The sequence below is a fragment of the Paenibacillus sp. FSL R10-2771 genome, assembly GCF_038000205.1.
GTDB classification, from domain to species: domain Bacteria; phylum Bacillota; class Bacilli; order Paenibacillales; family Paenibacillaceae; genus Paenibacillus_AQ; species Paenibacillus_AQ phytohabitans.
Genome location: NZ_JBBOBM010000001.1, coordinates 2,762,032 through 2,777,689 on the forward strand (window position 1 = coordinate 2,762,032; position 15,658 = coordinate 2,777,689).

The 15,658-nt window shown below is 53.1% G+C and carries 16 protein-coding genes; 8 read left to right on the forward strand and 8 right to left on the reverse strand.

The annotated features are described in order from the left end of the window. The first annotated feature begins 20 nt into the window (after positions 1-20). Complete coding sequence (locus NSU14_RS11980; protein ID WP_042137953.1) at positions 21-218, forward strand: hypothetical protein; 198 nt, start codon at positions 21-23, stop codon at positions 216-218. Further along, complete coding sequence (locus tag NSU14_RS11985; protein ID WP_256703772.1) at positions 130-333, forward strand: hypothetical protein; 204 nt, start codon at positions 130-132, stop codon at positions 331-333. The genes NSU14_RS11980 and NSU14_RS11985 overlap by 89 nt, the downstream gene beginning before the upstream one ends. Positions 334-639: 306 nt before the next feature. Here NSU14_RS11985 and NSU14_RS11990 read toward each other — a convergent pair whose 3' ends face one another. The 5 genes from NSU14_RS11990 to NSU14_RS12010 all read right to left on the reverse strand — a co-directional run bounded on the left by NSU14_RS11990 (position 640) and on the right by NSU14_RS12010 (position 5,421). Beyond that, positions 640-1,458: an ABC transporter permease gene (locus tag NSU14_RS11990; RefSeq protein WP_340944948.1), complete on the reverse strand. Its 819-nt coding sequence runs from the start codon at positions 1,456-1,458 to the stop codon at positions 640-642. Continuing rightward, positions 1,455-2,468: an ABC transporter ATP-binding protein gene (locus NSU14_RS11995; RefSeq protein WP_042141267.1), complete on the reverse strand. Its 1,014-nt coding sequence runs from the start codon at positions 2,466-2,468 to the stop codon at positions 1,455-1,457. The genes NSU14_RS11990 and NSU14_RS11995 overlap by 4 nt, the downstream gene beginning before the upstream one ends. A gap of 30 nt (positions 2,469-2,498) precedes the next feature. Further along, on the reverse strand, positions 2,499-3,296 hold the full coding sequence (locus tag NSU14_RS12000) for an ABC transporter permease (protein ID WP_340944952.1): 798 nt from the start codon (positions 3,294-3,296) through the stop codon (positions 2,499-2,501). Positions 3,297-3,327: 31 nt separating this feature from the next. After that, positions 3,328-4,356, reverse strand: a complete 1,029-nt coding sequence (locus NSU14_RS12005; RefSeq protein WP_340944954.1) for an ArsR/SmtB family transcription factor — start codon at positions 4,354-4,356, stop codon at positions 3,328-3,330. Positions 4,357-4,905: 549 nt separating this feature from the next. Next, entirely contained in the window at positions 4,906-5,421 is a 516-nt protein-coding gene (locus tag NSU14_RS12010) for a MogA/MoaB family molybdenum cofactor biosynthesis protein (protein ID WP_042137947.1), read from the reverse strand. Between the two features lie 181 nt (positions 5,422-5,602). On the opposite strand from NSU14_RS12010, the gene NSU14_RS12015 reads away from it, so the two are divergent. From NSU14_RS12015 to NSU14_RS12035, 5 genes are all read left to right on the forward strand, one after another. Next, a complete protein-coding gene (locus NSU14_RS12015; RefSeq protein WP_042137946.1) occupies positions 5,603-6,613 on the forward strand; it encodes a CobW family GTP-binding protein in 1,011 nt (336 codons plus the stop codon). Positions 6,614-6,706: 93 nt separating this feature from the next. Further along, entirely contained in the window at positions 6,707-7,054 is a 348-nt protein-coding gene (locus tag NSU14_RS12020; RefSeq protein WP_039304665.1) for a four-helix bundle copper-binding protein, read from the forward strand. Positions 7,055-7,267: 213 nt separating this feature from the next. After that, positions 7,268-8,236 carry an ABC transporter ATP-binding protein gene (locus tag NSU14_RS12025; RefSeq protein WP_340944957.1) on the forward strand — a complete coding sequence of 323 codons (969 nt, stop codon included), beginning with the start codon at positions 7,268-7,270 and terminating at the stop codon, positions 8,234-8,236. After that, a complete protein-coding gene (locus NSU14_RS12030) occupies positions 8,233-8,943 on the forward strand; it encodes a hypothetical protein (RefSeq protein WP_042137944.1) in 711 nt (236 codons plus the stop codon). The genes NSU14_RS12025 and NSU14_RS12030 overlap by 4 nt, the downstream gene beginning before the upstream one ends. Before the next feature lie 31 nt (positions 8,944-8,974). After that, positions 8,975-9,439 carry a hypothetical protein gene (locus tag NSU14_RS12035; protein ID WP_042137943.1) on the forward strand — a complete coding sequence of 155 codons (465 nt, stop codon included), beginning with the start codon at positions 8,975-8,977 and terminating at the stop codon, positions 9,437-9,439. A gap of 86 nt (positions 9,440-9,525) precedes the next feature. Here NSU14_RS12035 and NSU14_RS12040 read toward each other — a convergent pair whose 3' ends face one another. From NSU14_RS12040 to NSU14_RS12050, 3 genes are all read right to left on the reverse strand, one after another. Next, a complete protein-coding gene (locus tag NSU14_RS12040; RefSeq protein ID WP_340948929.1) occupies positions 9,526-10,782 on the reverse strand; it encodes a winged helix-turn-helix domain-containing protein in 1,257 nt (418 codons plus the stop codon). 140 nt (positions 10,783-10,922) lie between these two features. Continuing rightward, positions 10,923-13,019 carry an ABC transporter ATP-binding protein gene (locus NSU14_RS12045; RefSeq protein ID WP_340944961.1) on the reverse strand — a complete coding sequence of 699 codons (2,097 nt, stop codon included), beginning with the start codon at positions 13,017-13,019 and terminating at the stop codon, positions 10,923-10,925. Positions 13,020-13,085: 66 nt separating this feature from the next. Then, a complete protein-coding gene (locus NSU14_RS12050) occupies positions 13,086-14,834 on the reverse strand; it encodes an ABC transporter ATP-binding protein (RefSeq protein WP_340944966.1) in 1,749 nt (582 codons plus the stop codon). A gap of 481 nt (positions 14,835-15,315) precedes the next feature. Here NSU14_RS12050 and NSU14_RS12055 point away from each other — a divergent pair, with 481 nt between their 5' ends. Then, positions 15,316-15,633 (forward strand): HesB/YadR/YfhF family protein, encoded by a 318-nt coding sequence (locus NSU14_RS12055; protein ID WP_042137938.1) that lies wholly within the window; start codon positions 15,316-15,318, stop codon positions 15,631-15,633. Positions 15,634-15,658 lie beyond the last annotated feature (25 nt).

Sequence of the window (15,658 nt, forward strand, 5' to 3'; positions counted from 1 at the left end):
ACATCAAAGGAGTGTCGGACATGACTAAGAAGTTGAAGCAGATCGCAATTTACGGCAAAGGAGGAATCGGCAAGTCGACAATCACTTCCAATATCAGTACTGCGCTGTTGGGTGGCAGGCTACAAGGTCATGCAATTCGGCTGTGCTCCCAAAAGCGATTCCACCAATACGCTGAGGGGCGGAGAATACATACCTACACTGCTGGATTCATTGCGTGATAACCATTCGGTCAGGGCTCAGTTTTTTGAAATGGCTATGTTGAATTTGGTCAAAAGGCGGTTATCGAGCTATGGCTCAGGTCAATATTCGGATTCCCGTCCGATTTCCCTGTAAGGTCTTAGATGTTGAAGCGGACTGAGAATCCTTTAACTTGTTCTAAAGAGCTTGAAATGAGGCATTTCAAGACGCTTAAGGGAATCTCAGTCAGGATGATCCCAAATTCCTGCAGATTTGGCCAAGTAGCGGAATCTCATTCCTCCTCAGAAGCCGATTCCTTATATTACTCGGTGAAAACGGCTACCCTCTTAATGACGCGTAGCCGTTTCTACCGGAAAGTGAAGACTTATTATGTTTGGGGATCCCCGTAAAGTTCCTGGATCATCCTCGAAGTTAAAGCCCCCCTTTGCGGGGGGATCTTGTCTAGAACATGCTCCAGTTACCCTTCAGGCGGGCATGGCGCTCAGCGCGGTACAGGATATACCGGGTGCATCCGGCAAGCAGAAGACTGCCCGCCACCAGAACGGTCAGCGCCAGCCACCAGGTCCGGCCGGTAGTGCCGTACAATGCTCCGCGTACAAGGATCAGACTGTATGTCACGGGGAACAGGGCGGACAGCCCCGTTGCCCAGGCCGGGAAGACGGCTGGAGGAATACGGACTCCCCCGAACAGCTCCATAGGAGTCTGAAAAATATAATAGAGAAATGAGGATTCCCGGGAGAACAGCGACACCGCGCTCAGCATTGCCCCCCAGATGATAGCGGCAATTATAATCAGCAGCAGAGCAAGGGTTAGCGCCGTCCAATTAACTGAAGCGGTATCTGAAACAAACACAAACGTCAGAATGGAGAAGGCCGCGAACATCCATATTCCATGCAATAAGGAATAGAGGGAGCGTCCATACAGGAAGGCTATTTTGGATGCCGGAGTGAGGAAGACGGTCTCAACAGTACCGTCCTTGCGTTCCTGCTCAAAAATCCAGGCCGCTTCCACCACCGTCCAGAACAGCTGGAATACTAAGTAGCCGCTCAGCAAAAACAACGGGATACGTTCGTCCGGGATGATCCGTGATAACACAGAGCCTTCCCCGGTCCGGTAGGGCTTCATCGTGTAATAAGAGGTCAAGAAGCTGATGATAGGCCAGAAGAGCAGGGAGAAGAAGGTAGCCCGTCCCTTCCGGCGGTTTCTGTGCTGCTTCTTAAGTTCAGCGGCAATTGTCATCCATAGGCCGCCGGGTCTCATGAGGCCCGCTCTTCGGAGAGGAGTATAATAGCATCCTCCAAGGTGGGCTTTTCGCAGGAAAAGCTGTGGATGTGCAGACCGTGATCACTCACCCAGGGAAGCAGCTCTGTAATGAGCCTGTCCGCTTGGGGAGTTTGTACAGAAATTCTATAGGCTTCTTCCGGGCTGGAAGAGATTAGTCCGGCAGCGTGTTGCCCGCCCGCTAGCTTCGCCGGATGACCCAGTGCTCCCAGATGGGCAAGCAGCAACGGCCGGAGGCACTCGTCCCATCCGCTTACATCCAGATGCGCGGTCTGCGAACCGGCAATCTGCGAGACGATAGCCTCCGGTTTGTCGCAGAGCAGCAGCTCGCCGCGGCGCAGGATATACACCCGGTCACACAGCTCTTCAACCTCCTGCAGATAATGGCTGGTCAGCAGAATGCCTTTGCCTTGTTCCTTGGCGAGCTTCCGTACCGTTCCGCGCAGCTGCCGTGCAATGGGTGCATCCAGCCCCAGTGTAGGTTCATCTAAGAATAAGTAAGCCGGATCATTGATTAATCCGCGGGCAATCTGCAGCCGCTGCTTCATCCCTTTGGAGTACTGCTCGACCGGCTGGTCAGCCGCTTCAGCCAGTCCGACCTCCTCCAGCAGCCTGCTGCTTTCCCGGCGGATTGCCAGGCTGCTGAGTCCATACAGCCTGCCGAAATACTCCAGGTTCTCCCTGCCGGTTAGCCGCCAGTACAGCATCCGTTCACCGCCGGGAATCATGTTCACCTTCGATTGGATAGCTTTCCGATTATCATCCATAGAGAGGCCATCCACCTCTATACTCCCCGAAGTCGGATCGAGCAAGGTGGAGAGCATGCGGATGGTTGTGGTTTTGCCTGCTCCGTTCAGGCCGAGCAGTCCGACAACCTCACCCGGTTCAATGGTTAGCGACAGTGCCTTGACAGCGGTATGAAGCTTAATTTCAGAGCGGAACAGGCCAAGCCTGTTTTTGGTCTGATAGATTTTGGTAACCTCATTCATGCGGATCACTTGGACATCATCCTCCCTTATTTAGAATTGCTCGAATAAACGTCGTTCCACCCTGGAGATGCACCATAACCCTACAGTAATATAGACCAGACTAAGCAGCAGTGCAGGCAGGAGGTCCGTCAAAGATACCGTCTCCCCGGTCAGCAGTGCACCGCGCAATAGCTGGAGCGAAGTGGTAAGCGGGAAGACCTCCGCCGCCATCTTCAGGAATCTTGGCAGATACTGGCGCGGGAACTGGAAGCCGCAGAGCAGGGTCATTACGGTGAACAACGTATTCTGCACGATGTATGTATCACGTGTAAGCAGCATCACACTGCCCATCACCAGTGCCATTGCATAGGTAGACAGGATAAAGAGGAAGGCTCCGGCCAACACAGACAGCAGATGGGGAGCTGGAAGCCGCAAGCCGGCCAGAATGCCGAAAGCGAGAACAGCCGCCAGGATTAACCCGCTGCGGTAAAATTGCTGCACGGCCGTTCCGAGGAAATAGCCGTTCCTGCTGGAAGGAGAGAGCAGCAGCGCCTCAAGAGTGCCTTCCCTCCATTCGGTGATTAGTGACCTGGAGACATTCATCATCATGCTGACGCAAAAAATATTCAAAGTGCCGCCGATGATGGCAAATGCGAGATAGTTATTTGTTCCGGTATAAAGGGCGAATTTGTCATCCAAATCCCCTTGAATCAAATAAACATACGAGAAATAGGCGACCAGGACGAGATAGGCTCCTTCAATAATGTGACCCAGGGTGAAATTCCAGGGAAACGCTCTGAGGTTGGACCTCTGGTTTCTTACAGCGGTTGCAATGGCGGTTTGCCACACGGGCGGACATCTCCTTACTCAGGAATCAGACTCATTGTTCAAAATACTGCCGCTGAAGAACAATCAGGCTGTCAAACGCCTCCTTGCTGCTGGAGTAAAACAAATAATTTCCCTTGCGCTCCGAAGTGACGAGTCCGGCTTCGCTGAGCAGCTTAAGCTGCTTCGATACGGCAGCCTCCGAGATGCCAAGCACCGGAGCGAGCTGCTTCGTGCAGTGCGGAGCCTGCCAGAGCAGCTTAAGCATGCGCAGGCGCGTTGCATCGCCGAGCCCCCTGAACTGGCGCAGCAGATCTTCCGGCGGCGCGTCATTGAAGGCCAGCCCGGGAATATCAACAGCAAGCGGCAGCATAAGCCTTCCCTTGTCCCCGGTCCAATCGATCAGCAGATGGGGGAAAATGAAGGTGGAGGATAGCACAAAGATCTCCTGCAATTGTTCATATTCAAAATGATAGGTGAACGCTTTCTGTGCAGTAATGGTCCCATCGGCGGCCTGCAGCCGGGGATGCAGCGAATTCAGCGCTTTCTCCGCAGAGCGTGAGGCTGCTTCCTGAAACTGTGCCGCTGCGGTATGGATCCAAGGCTGAATATACTCCCACTCCTTGCGGAAGTATTCCTGTTCGTAATCCTCCAGGGTGGTGATCAGCAGGTTGCGTACAGACTCCAGATGCTGCAGCAGGTAGCGGGCAGGTTCATCCGGCGGAGTTACAGGTTTGCCGTGCCCCGGCGGCAGTCCATGCTGCCATTCCAGAATCGTACCCAGTGATATCCTGCCGTTCAGCATCACATGAATAAGCTCAGTGTCCGGCAGCGCCTTAAGCACCCGGATGCCTTCCTGGCTGGAGGAGAAAGAGCCAAGGCGGTCCATAAGCGTGAGGCCCGTCCAGCTGTCGGACAGCCTCCCGATCGCCTGTATTCCCTCCACAAGGGAAGGGGACATTCTGCTTAACAGTTCCTTAGCCCAGTGCAGGCGTTTGGGGTGATGCTCCGGCTGATGGAGCACATGCAGGCTGCACAGCATTTCGTGATAGGGGCAGACAACGGTTTTGATCTTGCGTTGCAATCGTTGGAGTGAGCTCATCTCTTTCCTTTCCGGTTAACCATATGGTTAATCAAAAACCACTTTCGCGTAAAGTGTTCAATAGTATAATTACAACTCCAGAAGTTGTCAATGTCATTTGAGGGCAGCTCAAAAAAGGCAAACCTGCCAGCGCGCGCCTCATTAGAGACGCGGTTGGCAGGTCTGCCTTCTGCTGTTAACGGTAAAGTATAAGCGGGGAGGGAGTTCTATCTTCTTCTGCCGTGCTAATTCCGGAAATACCGCACATTTCATCCCGGACGGAATAAGTGTAGATATGCTGCGGGACCGGAACACATGGCGCCGGACCACTTCAACATGGTGGACTAGCTGGACTACCTGGGGGTGATAGTAATCTTCATATACGACCTCTGTAGGGTCTGTAACCGTTTGAACAGGGCATTTTGGACAATTTCTCATTACATTCAGCTTTTCGCGATTGGACTTATGCCAGTATACGCGCTGTACAAGGGCCTGCTTGTTCATTTGTCCATATTCCCGATAAATGGGCGTACGACTATCCGGTACACTAGATCAGGAACGTTTGTAGATTTCACGCATGACATGGCGCAGTTCGGGAAGGATCAGCCGTTCCATGGCAAGCCTGATTGCACCGGTGGAGCCGGGCATCGAGAATACTGCCGTACTGCCGATCGTGCCGGCAATAGCCCGGCTAAGCATGGCGGCAGAGCCGATATCTTCCGTGAAGCTAAGCAGCCGGAAAATCTCCCCGAAACCCGGAAGCGATTTGTCAAGCAGTGAAGCAACCGCCTCATAAGTCGTATCGCGGGGTGAAATGCCTGTCCCTCCAGTCAGCAGTACGGCTTCAATGCCGGAATGGACGGAGCTTTTGTAGACCAGTTCACGGATATCCTCATAATCATCCTTGACGATCGTGCGGCCGGTAACAGTGTAGCCCGCTTCCTCCAGCATATTCTGGATCAGCGGCCCGCCGGTGTCCGTCTCCAGGGTCCGGGTGTCCGAGACCGTAATGATATAACAAGCTACTGAATCGGGGGCTTCACGCCGGTGTTCTTCTACGGATGTCATGCGAACCAGCTCCTTTTGTCTGTAATGAACGCTTTATAACCCCCATGATAGGGGATGAAGGAAGCAAAGACAAGTTCGTGCCGGACAGGCAGAAGCGCCGGAAGGGGCCTGTGTCTTGCACAGAGGCGGTCATTGTAGTACACTCGCTACCATAACTGATTTTTGCGGGGAGCGATTGAACTTGGAACAGTCATTACCAGTTTATATATTGTCGGGATTTCTCGGCAGCGGCAAGACTACATTACTGCAGCGGCTGCTGGAGCACTGGAAGACGCAAGGGCTCCGGCCGGCGGTCATCATGAACGAGCTTGGCGAGGTTAATCTGGATGGTCTGCTGGTAGAGCAGTCTGTGCCGATGGCCGAGATGCTGGGCGGGTGTATCTGCTGCACAAGCAGGGGAGATTTAAGTACAGAACTGACCACTCTGGTCAAAAAAGAATCACCGGATGTAGTCGTCATTGAAGCGACAGGCGCAGCTAATCCGCTGGAGATTGTCGATGCAGTTACTGAAACTTCACTGTATCAGCAGGTGGAGCTTAAAGGCCTGATTACTGTGGTCGATGCCGCCCATCTCCTGGAGCTGTACCGTTCCCAGCAGGGGGCTACCTACCGCCTCATGCAGGAGCAGATCCGCTGCGCATCCGTGCTTATTCTGAATAAGACAGACCGGATCAGTGCAGAAGAGGCTGAAGAGATCACGGTTGTGCTGCGCAAATGGAATGCGTATGCAGAGATAATGCCCGCTGTACGCTGTGAGCTGGAGCCGGATGCCCTGCTCGGCAATATCGGTGGAGTCTATTCGGAAGAACGTGGTGTAACAGAAGAGAATGAGCATAGTGAACAGGATGGAGATGCCAGGCAGATGCATGCTTCGCATGATCATGTGATGGCGTACACGCATTATTTCAAGAATTCCGTGAACAGCGAGGCCTTCGAACGGTTTGTTAAGGACTTGCCGCGTGATGTGTACCGGGCTAAGGGAATTGTATCCTTTAACGATACCTCCAGCCGGTTTCTGTTTCAGTATGCATACCGGGAAGCGGATTTCATGAAAATCACCCCCCAGGGCGAAGTGCCTGATGTTGCCGTATTTATTGGTGAACATTTCTCCTCCAGCGAACTGCGCACGGAACTTCTGCGGTTGGAGAAACGTCTGCTGGCAAGACCGGCTGCCGTCAAAAGAAGCCTGTAATACCTTCCCCTGAAGCCGGGGGATTGGTTCGTTCCTTTTCTTGCAGGTTAATACATAGGCATACCCTATAATAATTGCAGGAGGTTTAAGGCTATGACCCGAATTCAATATCAGGAATGCATTGATGCTTGTATGAAATGTATGGATGCCTGTAACTATAGCTATGTCTCAAGCCTGAAAGAATATGATTTGGCAGCACTAAGGGAGACCATCCAGCTTGACCGCGAATGTGCTGACATGTGTTCTTTCGCTATCCAGGCAATGACGCGGCAGAGCCCGTTCGTGGTGGAGATTCTCCGGTTATGTGCTGATATCTGTGAGCGCTGTGCGGATGCGAGCAGCAGACATGAGCATATACACTGCCAGAAATGCATCGATGCCTGCCGCAGTGCGGCAATGGCCTGCAGACTGGTAAGCGGAGCTGTTGAGGTATACGCATAATACAGATTTAAGCACTTCCTTATATAAAAGCAGGGGCCAGACAGGTGCGGGAATCATTCTGCACCTGTCTGGCTTTTTTGTATCCGATATTCAGTAATCTGCGAAATCCAACAGGAGAAAAGGAGACTTCCGGCGAATGTAGTAAATAGAGAACTTTGGCTGTGATTCCATGCGGCCTGTGTCCTAAAGTAAATTGAAGGAGGCTTTAAGCGGATGTTCCTTCAGAGTACAGACAGAATTAATAGGCCGGAAGATGCGGCGGATGCACCGCCGCTTATTACACTCACCCGGGGAGCCAAGCGGTATGGAGGCCGCCCGGTTCTTCATGAAATATCAATGATTGTCCGCCCTGGCACGGCCACGGCGCTCATCGGCCGGAACGGCTCCGGCAAGAGTACACTGCTCTCCATTCTCGCGGGACTGCTGAGGCTGTCCTCCGGTGAACTTACATACGGCCGTCAAGGGCTGACTACGGGTTATGCGCCCGAAGCGTTTCCGGGACTGAAATTAACAGCAGAAGATTATCTGCACGACATGGGCTGTATTGCCGGGCTCTCCCGGGCGGCAGCGGTATCGCGGGTGAGCGAACTTCTGGATATCTTTAAGCTGGGAGCGTCCCGCAGCCACCCTTTGGTAGGCTTCTCCAAGGGCATGCTGCAGAAGGTCAATCTGATCCAGAGCCTGCTGATCCGTCCGCAGCTTCTGCTGCTGGACGAGCCTATGTCCGGGCTGGATCTTCCGGCGCAGCATACGCTGACCGAACTGCTGCAGGAGCTGAAGTCGGAAGGGACGGCACTGGTCTTCTCCGTGCACGAGCCCCAGACCGTAGAAGCTCTGGCGGATGCCGTGTATGTGCTGCAGGAAGGGCGGATTATCCGGACAATCCATGGAGCAGAGAACCTGCGGACGGTGCCGTCAGTACATATCGTCTACACAGACCTTCCGCCAGTGGAACAACAAGCGGTAATGGCGTTGCCTGGTGTGCTCCATATGCTGCAAGTGCCGGATTCTGCAGGTGCAGCCTGTACAGGATTGACTGTAGAGCAGAAGATGTCGGATACTTGCCTGCAGCAGATTCTTGCCGCAGGAGGTTCAATTGTTTCGGTTGAACGTCTCGGGGGCTTAAGCGGTATAACAGAGTGGATGGACCCGAAGGAAGAGAACGGGAGTGGACGCGGGTGAAGGCTCTCATCGGATATTTTTTGCGCAGCTACAGTGTCTCCCAGCGGTATTTCGGTCCGGTTGCCGGCATTATTATAGCCGTGTTAATTTTGTATTCCTATAAGCCTAATCCTGTAATGAACAGCTACTCCGCTACGGCAGTCTTTCTATTTGTAGCCTGCTGCTGGCTGGGGTTAAGCTTTCTGAATCATGAGCATGCGGTACAGAAGCAGGTGGTTATCGTCCAGCTCCGCAGTGCCCGCCGCTACAGTATCGGCGGTATACTTACATTGGGTCTGCTCACCCTGCTGCTGGACCTCTTCATTGTCATCTATCCGGTGTTGACCGGGAGTTTCAATGAACCGGCCGGGCTGGACCGGATCCTGCTTGCTTTTACCGGACATGCTCTACTTGGGATGTTGGGTATTGCGGTCTCCCTGTACCTGCAGTCCTCGTGGGTGTCCAGAACCAGCTACGCCGCCGGCTTGATGCTGATCACCATCATTTTGTCCATCAGCGCCAGCAAGGTTGCTGAGCTGGTGCCCGGACCCGTTGTCCCGGTGCTGCTGCCGCCCGTATTTCCGGTGATGGATGCAATGATGAATGCGGATACGCTGCCGGTGCCGACCCTGCTTGGCGCCTATGCCCACGCGCTCGTATACATAATATTGCTGACCGGATTCTACATTTACCGCTCCGGCCGCATGGACTATAACAAAATAACATGAGCTAATAAACAGATCAGGAACGGGAGGAAAGATGAAGGATACACAAGTACCGGAGAGTGAACAATCCAAAGAGCTATTTGCTTATTTCGGGCTGGCCGTTTATTATTGCCAGGCGCTGGAGCAGCAATTGACCAATCTGCTGCTGCTGACCAAGCTGTCACAGGGCAAAACGCCAACCGATGCAGAGATATCAGAATTGTATCAACGCAAGCTTAGCAATTCACTCGGCCAGCTCATCAAAGAAATCCAGCATCACTTTCCATTCTCGGAGGAAGAAACGAGCCAGCTTCAGGCAGTATGGAAAGAACGCAACCACATTGTCCATGATTATTTCAAGGAACGGATTCAGGAGACGTTCACTCCGGCGGGACGGGCCCATATGATCCGCGAATTGAAGCGGTTTAAGAACAAGGCAAGCAGACTGGAGATTAAGCTGCAGGGCTATTGTACAGAGATGTATAGCAAGCTGGGGCTTGAAGAAGAGCATATCAAGTAACGCCATTCTATCAGTTCATACCAAAGAGACTCACTCTTTACGCAGATAAACCCTGCGGATAAGAGGAGTCTCTTTACGTTGTGATGTTATTGTGGAGAGGACAGCGCGGATTCCAGCTCCTGCAGCCCGCAGGACTGGACAGTTTCCGGCGCAAACCGGATACCGGATGCTCCGGTTGATCGGGCAAGTGAAGTAAGAGCCTTGACGAGCGCGGGAAGCATGCCCGGAACAAGCGATTCTCCGGTTTCCCACCACCAGCGGACAATGGTAAGAATTCCGCTCTTCTTATCCATCACCGGTTCAAGCCGGGCGATAAAGCGGTCGCCATATAGAAGGGGAAGTACATAGTAACCGTATTCCCGCTCAAGCACCGGCTTGTATACCTCCCAGCGGTAATGGAAGCCAAACAGCTGGCGGATCAGCTCTCTGTCCCACAGCAGGTTGTCGAGCGGAGCCAGCGCCGCTGCGAATGTAATCTCTTGTGTGCCAGTGCCTGTATCAGCGGCGTCTTCCAGCTGCAGTACCGCTTCCAGCTCGGGAGCATCTATTGTCCGCATATACAGCGGAAGCTTGATGCCCTCGACCCGTACCTCGCGGAGCTTATCGCTTAGCAGCAGGCGCTGCACGGCTGCTGTCCGCTCCTTGCTCTTCAGGCCGGAGATTCCGAGCCAGCCGTCCCCAGATTTGTTCCATTGCAGACCGATGCTGCCGATCCGTCTCAGTACATACCAGTCATGGTGCTGATCCATAGTTACATTCGGATCGCTTGCACTGAGCAGTCCGGCCGGCAGCAGCTTAGCCGTATAATCATAATAACGGCGGGTATGCACCCGGTGGTGAATAGAGAGCTCTCCCCAGAAATACATGCTCTCCATCGCTGCCCGGGATAGTCTCGCCGGAGCCCAGGACCAGTCGATCTTCTCTTTGCTCTCCAGATCGAGCGAAGAGAGCGGACCCCGCGAGTTCAGCTCCTCACGGACATGGGTGACCATGGCAGCCATAGCTTCATTGTCCTGATGCCTGGCGGCGGCTTCTCTGCGCCTCTGGAAATAAGGCCAGTCCTCTGTGCAGTAGATCGACATATTCTTGTCCCAGCCGTCAATCAGCAGCCTGTCCTTATAGAGCAGCTCCGTGGCCATTTCCGGCCGGAATCCCGGGAGTCTGGCCTGTAGCACAAGCTCATGATTATGTCCGGCGATGCTGAGCGGATCATATTGGATACAGCCCACGTGGCGGACGAACTCGTGGATGCTCATCTTGCCCTCCTTCAGTCCTCCCGTGACCAGCCGCTGGTGACGCAGCAGGAACAGCCGGGCTTGCCGCTTGCTCAGACTATAGGTCATCAAGTCCTTCACCCCATCCGTATGTATTGCTTTCCATTATACGGAACAAATGTTCTGAACTCAAGCGAAAGAACCCCCTGAAGCTTCTACAGCATCAGGAGGGCTTGTTAACAGCAGAGAGGCTGGCTGATCCTCAAAGATTAAATCTGCTCCAGTGACGGACGCAGTCCGGCAGCGGAAGTAGAAGAGGAGACAGCGCCTGAGGCCGGTGCCTCCGCACCGTTACCGGCACCGGCACCCAGCTGAAGCTGATACATGCGGAAGTAACGTCCGCCCAGCGCCATCAGCTCATCATGGCTGCCCCGTTCAACAATCTCGCCCCGGTGCAGCACCAGAATCTGGTCTGCGCTGCGGATGGTGGACAGCCGGTGGGCAATGATGAATGTGGTCCGGCCCTTCTTCAGCACCTCCAGCGCCTGCTGGATGATGCTCTCCGTTTCGGTATCGATGTTGGAGGTCGCTTCATCCAGAATCAGGATCGCCGGATCGAACGACAACGCTCTGGCGAAGGAGATCAGCTGCCGCTGGCCGGCGGACAATGTGCTGCCTTTCTCAATTACCGGTTCGTCGAAGCCTTGCGGCAGATGGGACAGCAATTTGTCAGCCCCTACTTCACGCAAGGCACGCTCTACACGTTCCCGGCTGATGCGTTCATCCCCGAGACTGACATTCGAGGCAATCGTTCCGGTGAAGAGGTAAGGATCCTGCAGCACAATGCCCATATGGCTGCGCAGCCACTGTTTCGGCAGATCCTTGACCTCCTGGCCGTCAATAGTGATGCTTCCGGCTTGCGGATCATAGAAGCGGAACAGCAGATTGATGATCGAGCTTTTGCCCGAGCCGGTATGACCGACCAGAGCGACAGTCTCGCCCGGACGCGCCTCGAAGGAGATATCGCGCAGGACGAAGTCTTTTTTGTAGGCGAAGGATACATCCTTGAAGACAACATCACCTTTATAACGCGGCATCGAACCGTCGGTTACCGGCTCTCCAGGCTCATCCATCAGTGTGAAGACGCGTCCTGCGGACACCATCGAGCTGTCGAGGTTCGCCAACTGGTTGACCATCCCCGTAATCGGCTGGAACATCCGTCCCAGTACATCGACGAAGGCGTAAAGGACGCCCAGGGAGACGAAGGTTGAACCGTCAAGACTGCCGAAGCCGAAGTACCACAGCACGAGCACGAAGGAGAGACTGCGCAGGGAGTTCACCAGGTTGTGGGACGTGAAGGCATTCAGGTTAAGCATTTTGTTCTGGTATTTCAGATAATCATCATTCAGCTGTTCGAATTCCGCACTACTCTGCTTCTGGCGGCGGAAGATCCGGATAATGGACATCCCTTGAATGGATTCATTGATAATGGCATTGATCTCACTAAGGCGTGAGCGGATGATCGTATTGTATTTCGTTGCAATCTTGCGGTAGAGCACAATCCAGACAATGATAATCGGTACGATGAACAAGCTGACAAGACCCAGCTTCACGTCCAATAGGAAGAGGGCAACATATACACCCGTAATATTAATAATCCCTGTTGCGAAGTTGGACAATACAGCAATGAACAGATCCTTGACCGCTTCCGTATCATTGGTGATCCGGGACACCACCTTGCCTGCAGGCAGATTATCGAAGAAATGCACCGGGAGGCGCTGGATATGCGCATACACGTCCGTCCGCAGCTTGCGGATGACCTGGTTGGCTGATGATTGCAGCCAGTAGGTTTTGCCGAACTCCGCAATTATGGAGATAACGAGGAACATGGCGTATAGAGCGACTAGTTTATAAATCCCGGGGAACTCCGGTTTGTAAAATGAAAACAGGTCATCAGCCGACAGTCTGACGGCCGGATAGACCGTTGCCTGGTCGCCATATTGGATGCGCAGGTTCCCGTCCGAGAAACTCCGTTCGCCTTCGGTCTGGGCTACAGCTTCATTAATGAAATAGAAGCTTCTGCCAGCCTGAAGCAGGCGGATTTCCTGGCCTTTGACTTCATCTGCGGCAAACCGGTCACCGCGCTTGTAATAGTTGTTGTTATATTCAGCAGCATCTTCAGGCGAAGCAGTCTCGAAATAAGGCTTCTCAATCGCGAGCAGGTGATTGTCAATCATACTCTTGGCGATGAAAGGCCCCGCCAGCTCAGCCGCTACCCCGATGGTGAGGAGCAGAAGGGCTGCTATGAATGTTTTTTTGGCAGTCAGTGCGTACTGCAGCAGACGTTTGCCTGTACTCTGTGTCAACGGTGACACCTCCTATATTTCAGAACATTATAATAGATATGATGCACGTTATAACTTGTTTTTGGGTTATTCATTCGTCAGGTTATTCTCAACCTGCTGACGGTCGAACTGCTCACGGTACCAGCCGTTCAATTCAAGCAGCTCCTGGTGGGTACCCCGCTCCGTAATATGTCCTCCGTCAAGCACCACGATCAGATCGGCGTGTTCAATAGCCGAGAGGCGGTGGGTGGAGATGAGCGTCGTTTTACCGCTGCGCTCTTCACGGATGTTCTCGATGATCTTGGCTTCTGTCCGCGCGTCAACAGCAGACAGTGCATCATCCAGAATCAGAATATCCGGATTAGAGATGAAGGCTCTGGAGATTGAGACCCGCTGCTTCTGTCCTCCGGACAGGGAGACACCGCGTTCGCCAACCATCGTGTCGAGCCCGTCGGACAAGGTGCCGAGATCATTTTGGAATGCTGCAGCCGTTATAGCCTGCATAATGAGCTCATCGCTGGCTCCCGAATGGCCGAACTGTATGTTCTCGCGTACCGATTTGGAGAACAGAATCTGTTCCTGCGGGACATACCCCATCCAGCTGTGCAGCTGATCCAGAGCAATCTGCCCGATCGGAACACCTGAGATCAATATCTCACCCTGGCCGGTCGGATATTCATGCAGCAGCTGCTTCAGCAGGGTCGATTTGCCGCTGCCGGTCCGTCCAACCACACCGAGTGTCTGGCCCTGCGACAAGGAGAGGCTGACTCCACTCAGGTTGTCGATAGTTGAGGTAGGATACCGGAAGGTCACATCCTTCAGTTCAATAGATGACGGATGTTCTACCGGGGTGGGATGAGGAACATCCTGCACATCAGGTATGGCATGCAGTGTCTCATCGATCCGCTCCAGCGAGGCGCCGCCGCGCTGCATAATGTTAATCAGCTCGCCGATGGCGAACATCGGCCAGACAATCATGCCGAGATACATATTGAAGGAGACAAGATCTCCAAGTGTGATCTGATTGCGGAAGACCAGATAGATTCCGTAGGTCAGTGCAATAATATAACTGAGGCCTACGCAAAAGCGGATCGTCGGCTCGAAGAAAGCATCGACCCGGGCTACGGCCATATTCTTGCGGTATACATCTTCGGTGATATCAGAGAAACGCTTCTCATCCTGGCGTTCCTGCACATAGGCACGGATAACGCGGATACCGGATACGGATTCGAGCACCTGATCGTTCATGTCACCGAAAGCATCCTGCGCCAGACTGTAGCGGTCGTGAATGGCTTTGCCGTAGAAGACCATAGCTATCGCGATTAGCGGAAGCGGGATAACTGCGGCAAGTGTCAGCTTCCAGCTGACCAGGAACCCCATGGCGAACAGCACTACTGTCAGATAGACTGTCGAATCGACGAGGGTCAGCATACCAAAGCCTACGGTAGCTGATACCGCACGGATATCATTGGTGGCCCGGGCCATCAGATCACCGGTGCGGTTGCGCTCGAAGAAGGCCGGTGTCATCGTCATGAGATGATTCATGAAGCGCGAGCGCAGCAGGCGCTCCACCAGGTTTGAACCTCCGAACAGCTTGTGCATCCATATGTAGGTGATCCAGTAAATTACCAGCAGCATGAGCACGATCATGCCTATATATTTCATTAGTGAACCTGCAGTAATGGCGCCGCTGACAATATCGTCGATGGCGTTACCGAGGAGACGGGGAGGCAGCAATTCAAGCACACCTACCACAATTAGCAGTATAAGGCCTATAGCATAGCGCCTTTTTTCCCGGCGGAAGAACCAGCCGAGATCGCGGAGAACGGAGAACAAGGGAAATCCCTTCCTTTCGTGTTGAGAATGTTGTTTGCCGGCTTGGGTAAGGATATTATGAAGCTTTAGGACAATGGATAACTCTCTCAAAGCATGCAAAAAAGCGTACCATCCGAAAACGGATGATACGCCTGTCATTTACGACTATCATGTCCACGGTGCTTGTCGCAGCACAGAGACATGGAAGAGAATTGCTTAGCCTGAATTCATACGGTACGCGTAACACGCATGATACTCAAGAATTATCCATTACTCGGGCTGCTTCGGTATTCAGTTGTGTGGATTTGCCGACAATAGTTAGGAAATATGCTGGAACAATAGTAAACACCGCGCTCACCCTTTCTTTGATTTGGTAATAACTTGAAGACGCTTCGTTATGTTCCGAGTTTATCATCCCCCTTCAAGGATTGTCAAATGTAATTTTGAACAAATTGCGAATAAGCTGTATGATAAAATAAACTTAATCGGGAGGAGTGGAGAGATGAACATGTTAATTAGCACGGAAGCTGCCGCCTGGTTCAAGAGAGAGCTGAGCCTCCAGAATGGAGCGTATGTCCGTTTGTTTCCCCGGTATAGCTCAGGGGGCGGACTGCATCCCGGATTCTCGCTGGGAATCGCTACAGAACCGCCGGGCCGTCCCGCTGTTCAGTTTGAGCAGGGAAGCCTTATTTTCTATATGGAAGAGCAGGATCTGTGGTACATGGAGGGGTATAGCCTGTCGATTGTCTATTCGGAGGCTGAGGATGATATCGAGTATAAGTATGAGCCTGTGCCGGTCGCCGGAGGCGTAAAGGAATAACCCGGAAGTGAGGAATGGTGCAGGC

Bases quoted from the DNA above. Each gene is read 5' to 3' on its own strand.
- NSU14_RS11995 (WP_042141267.1), bottom strand. From the start codon at position 2,468: ATGAATGAGGTTACCAAAATCTATCAGACCAAAAACAGGCTTGGCCTG.
- NSU14_RS11990 (WP_340944948.1), bottom strand. From the start codon at position 1,458: ATGAGACCCGGCGGCCTATGGATGACAATTGCCGCTGAACTTAAGAAG.
- NSU14_RS12025 (WP_340944957.1), top strand. From the start codon at position 7,268: ATGTTCCTTCAGAGTACAGACAGAATTAATAGGCCGGAAGATGCGGCG.
- NSU14_RS11985 (WP_256703772.1), top strand. From the start codon at position 130: ATGCAATTCGGCTGTGCTCCCAAAAGCGATTCCACCAATACGCTGAGG.
- NSU14_RS11980 (WP_042137953.1), top strand. From the start codon at position 21: ATGACTAAGAAGTTGAAGCAGATCGCAATTTACGGCAAAGGAGGAATC.
- NSU14_RS12010 (WP_042137947.1), bottom strand. From the start codon at position 5,421: ATGACATCCGTAGAAGAACACCGGCGTGAAGCCCCCGATTCAGTAGCT.
- NSU14_RS12055 (WP_042137938.1), top strand. From the start codon at position 15,316: ATGAACATGTTAATTAGCACGGAAGCTGCCGCCTGGTTCAAGAGAGAG.
- NSU14_RS12020 (WP_039304665.1), top strand. From the start codon at position 6,707: ATGACCCGAATTCAATATCAGGAATGCATTGATGCTTGTATGAAATGT.
- NSU14_RS12040 (WP_340948929.1), bottom strand. From the start codon at position 10,782: ATGACCTATAGTCTGAGCAAGCGGCAAGCCCGGCTGTTCCTGCTGCGT.
- NSU14_RS12035 (WP_042137943.1), top strand. From the start codon at position 8,975: ATGAAGGATACACAAGTACCGGAGAGTGAACAATCCAAAGAGCTATTT.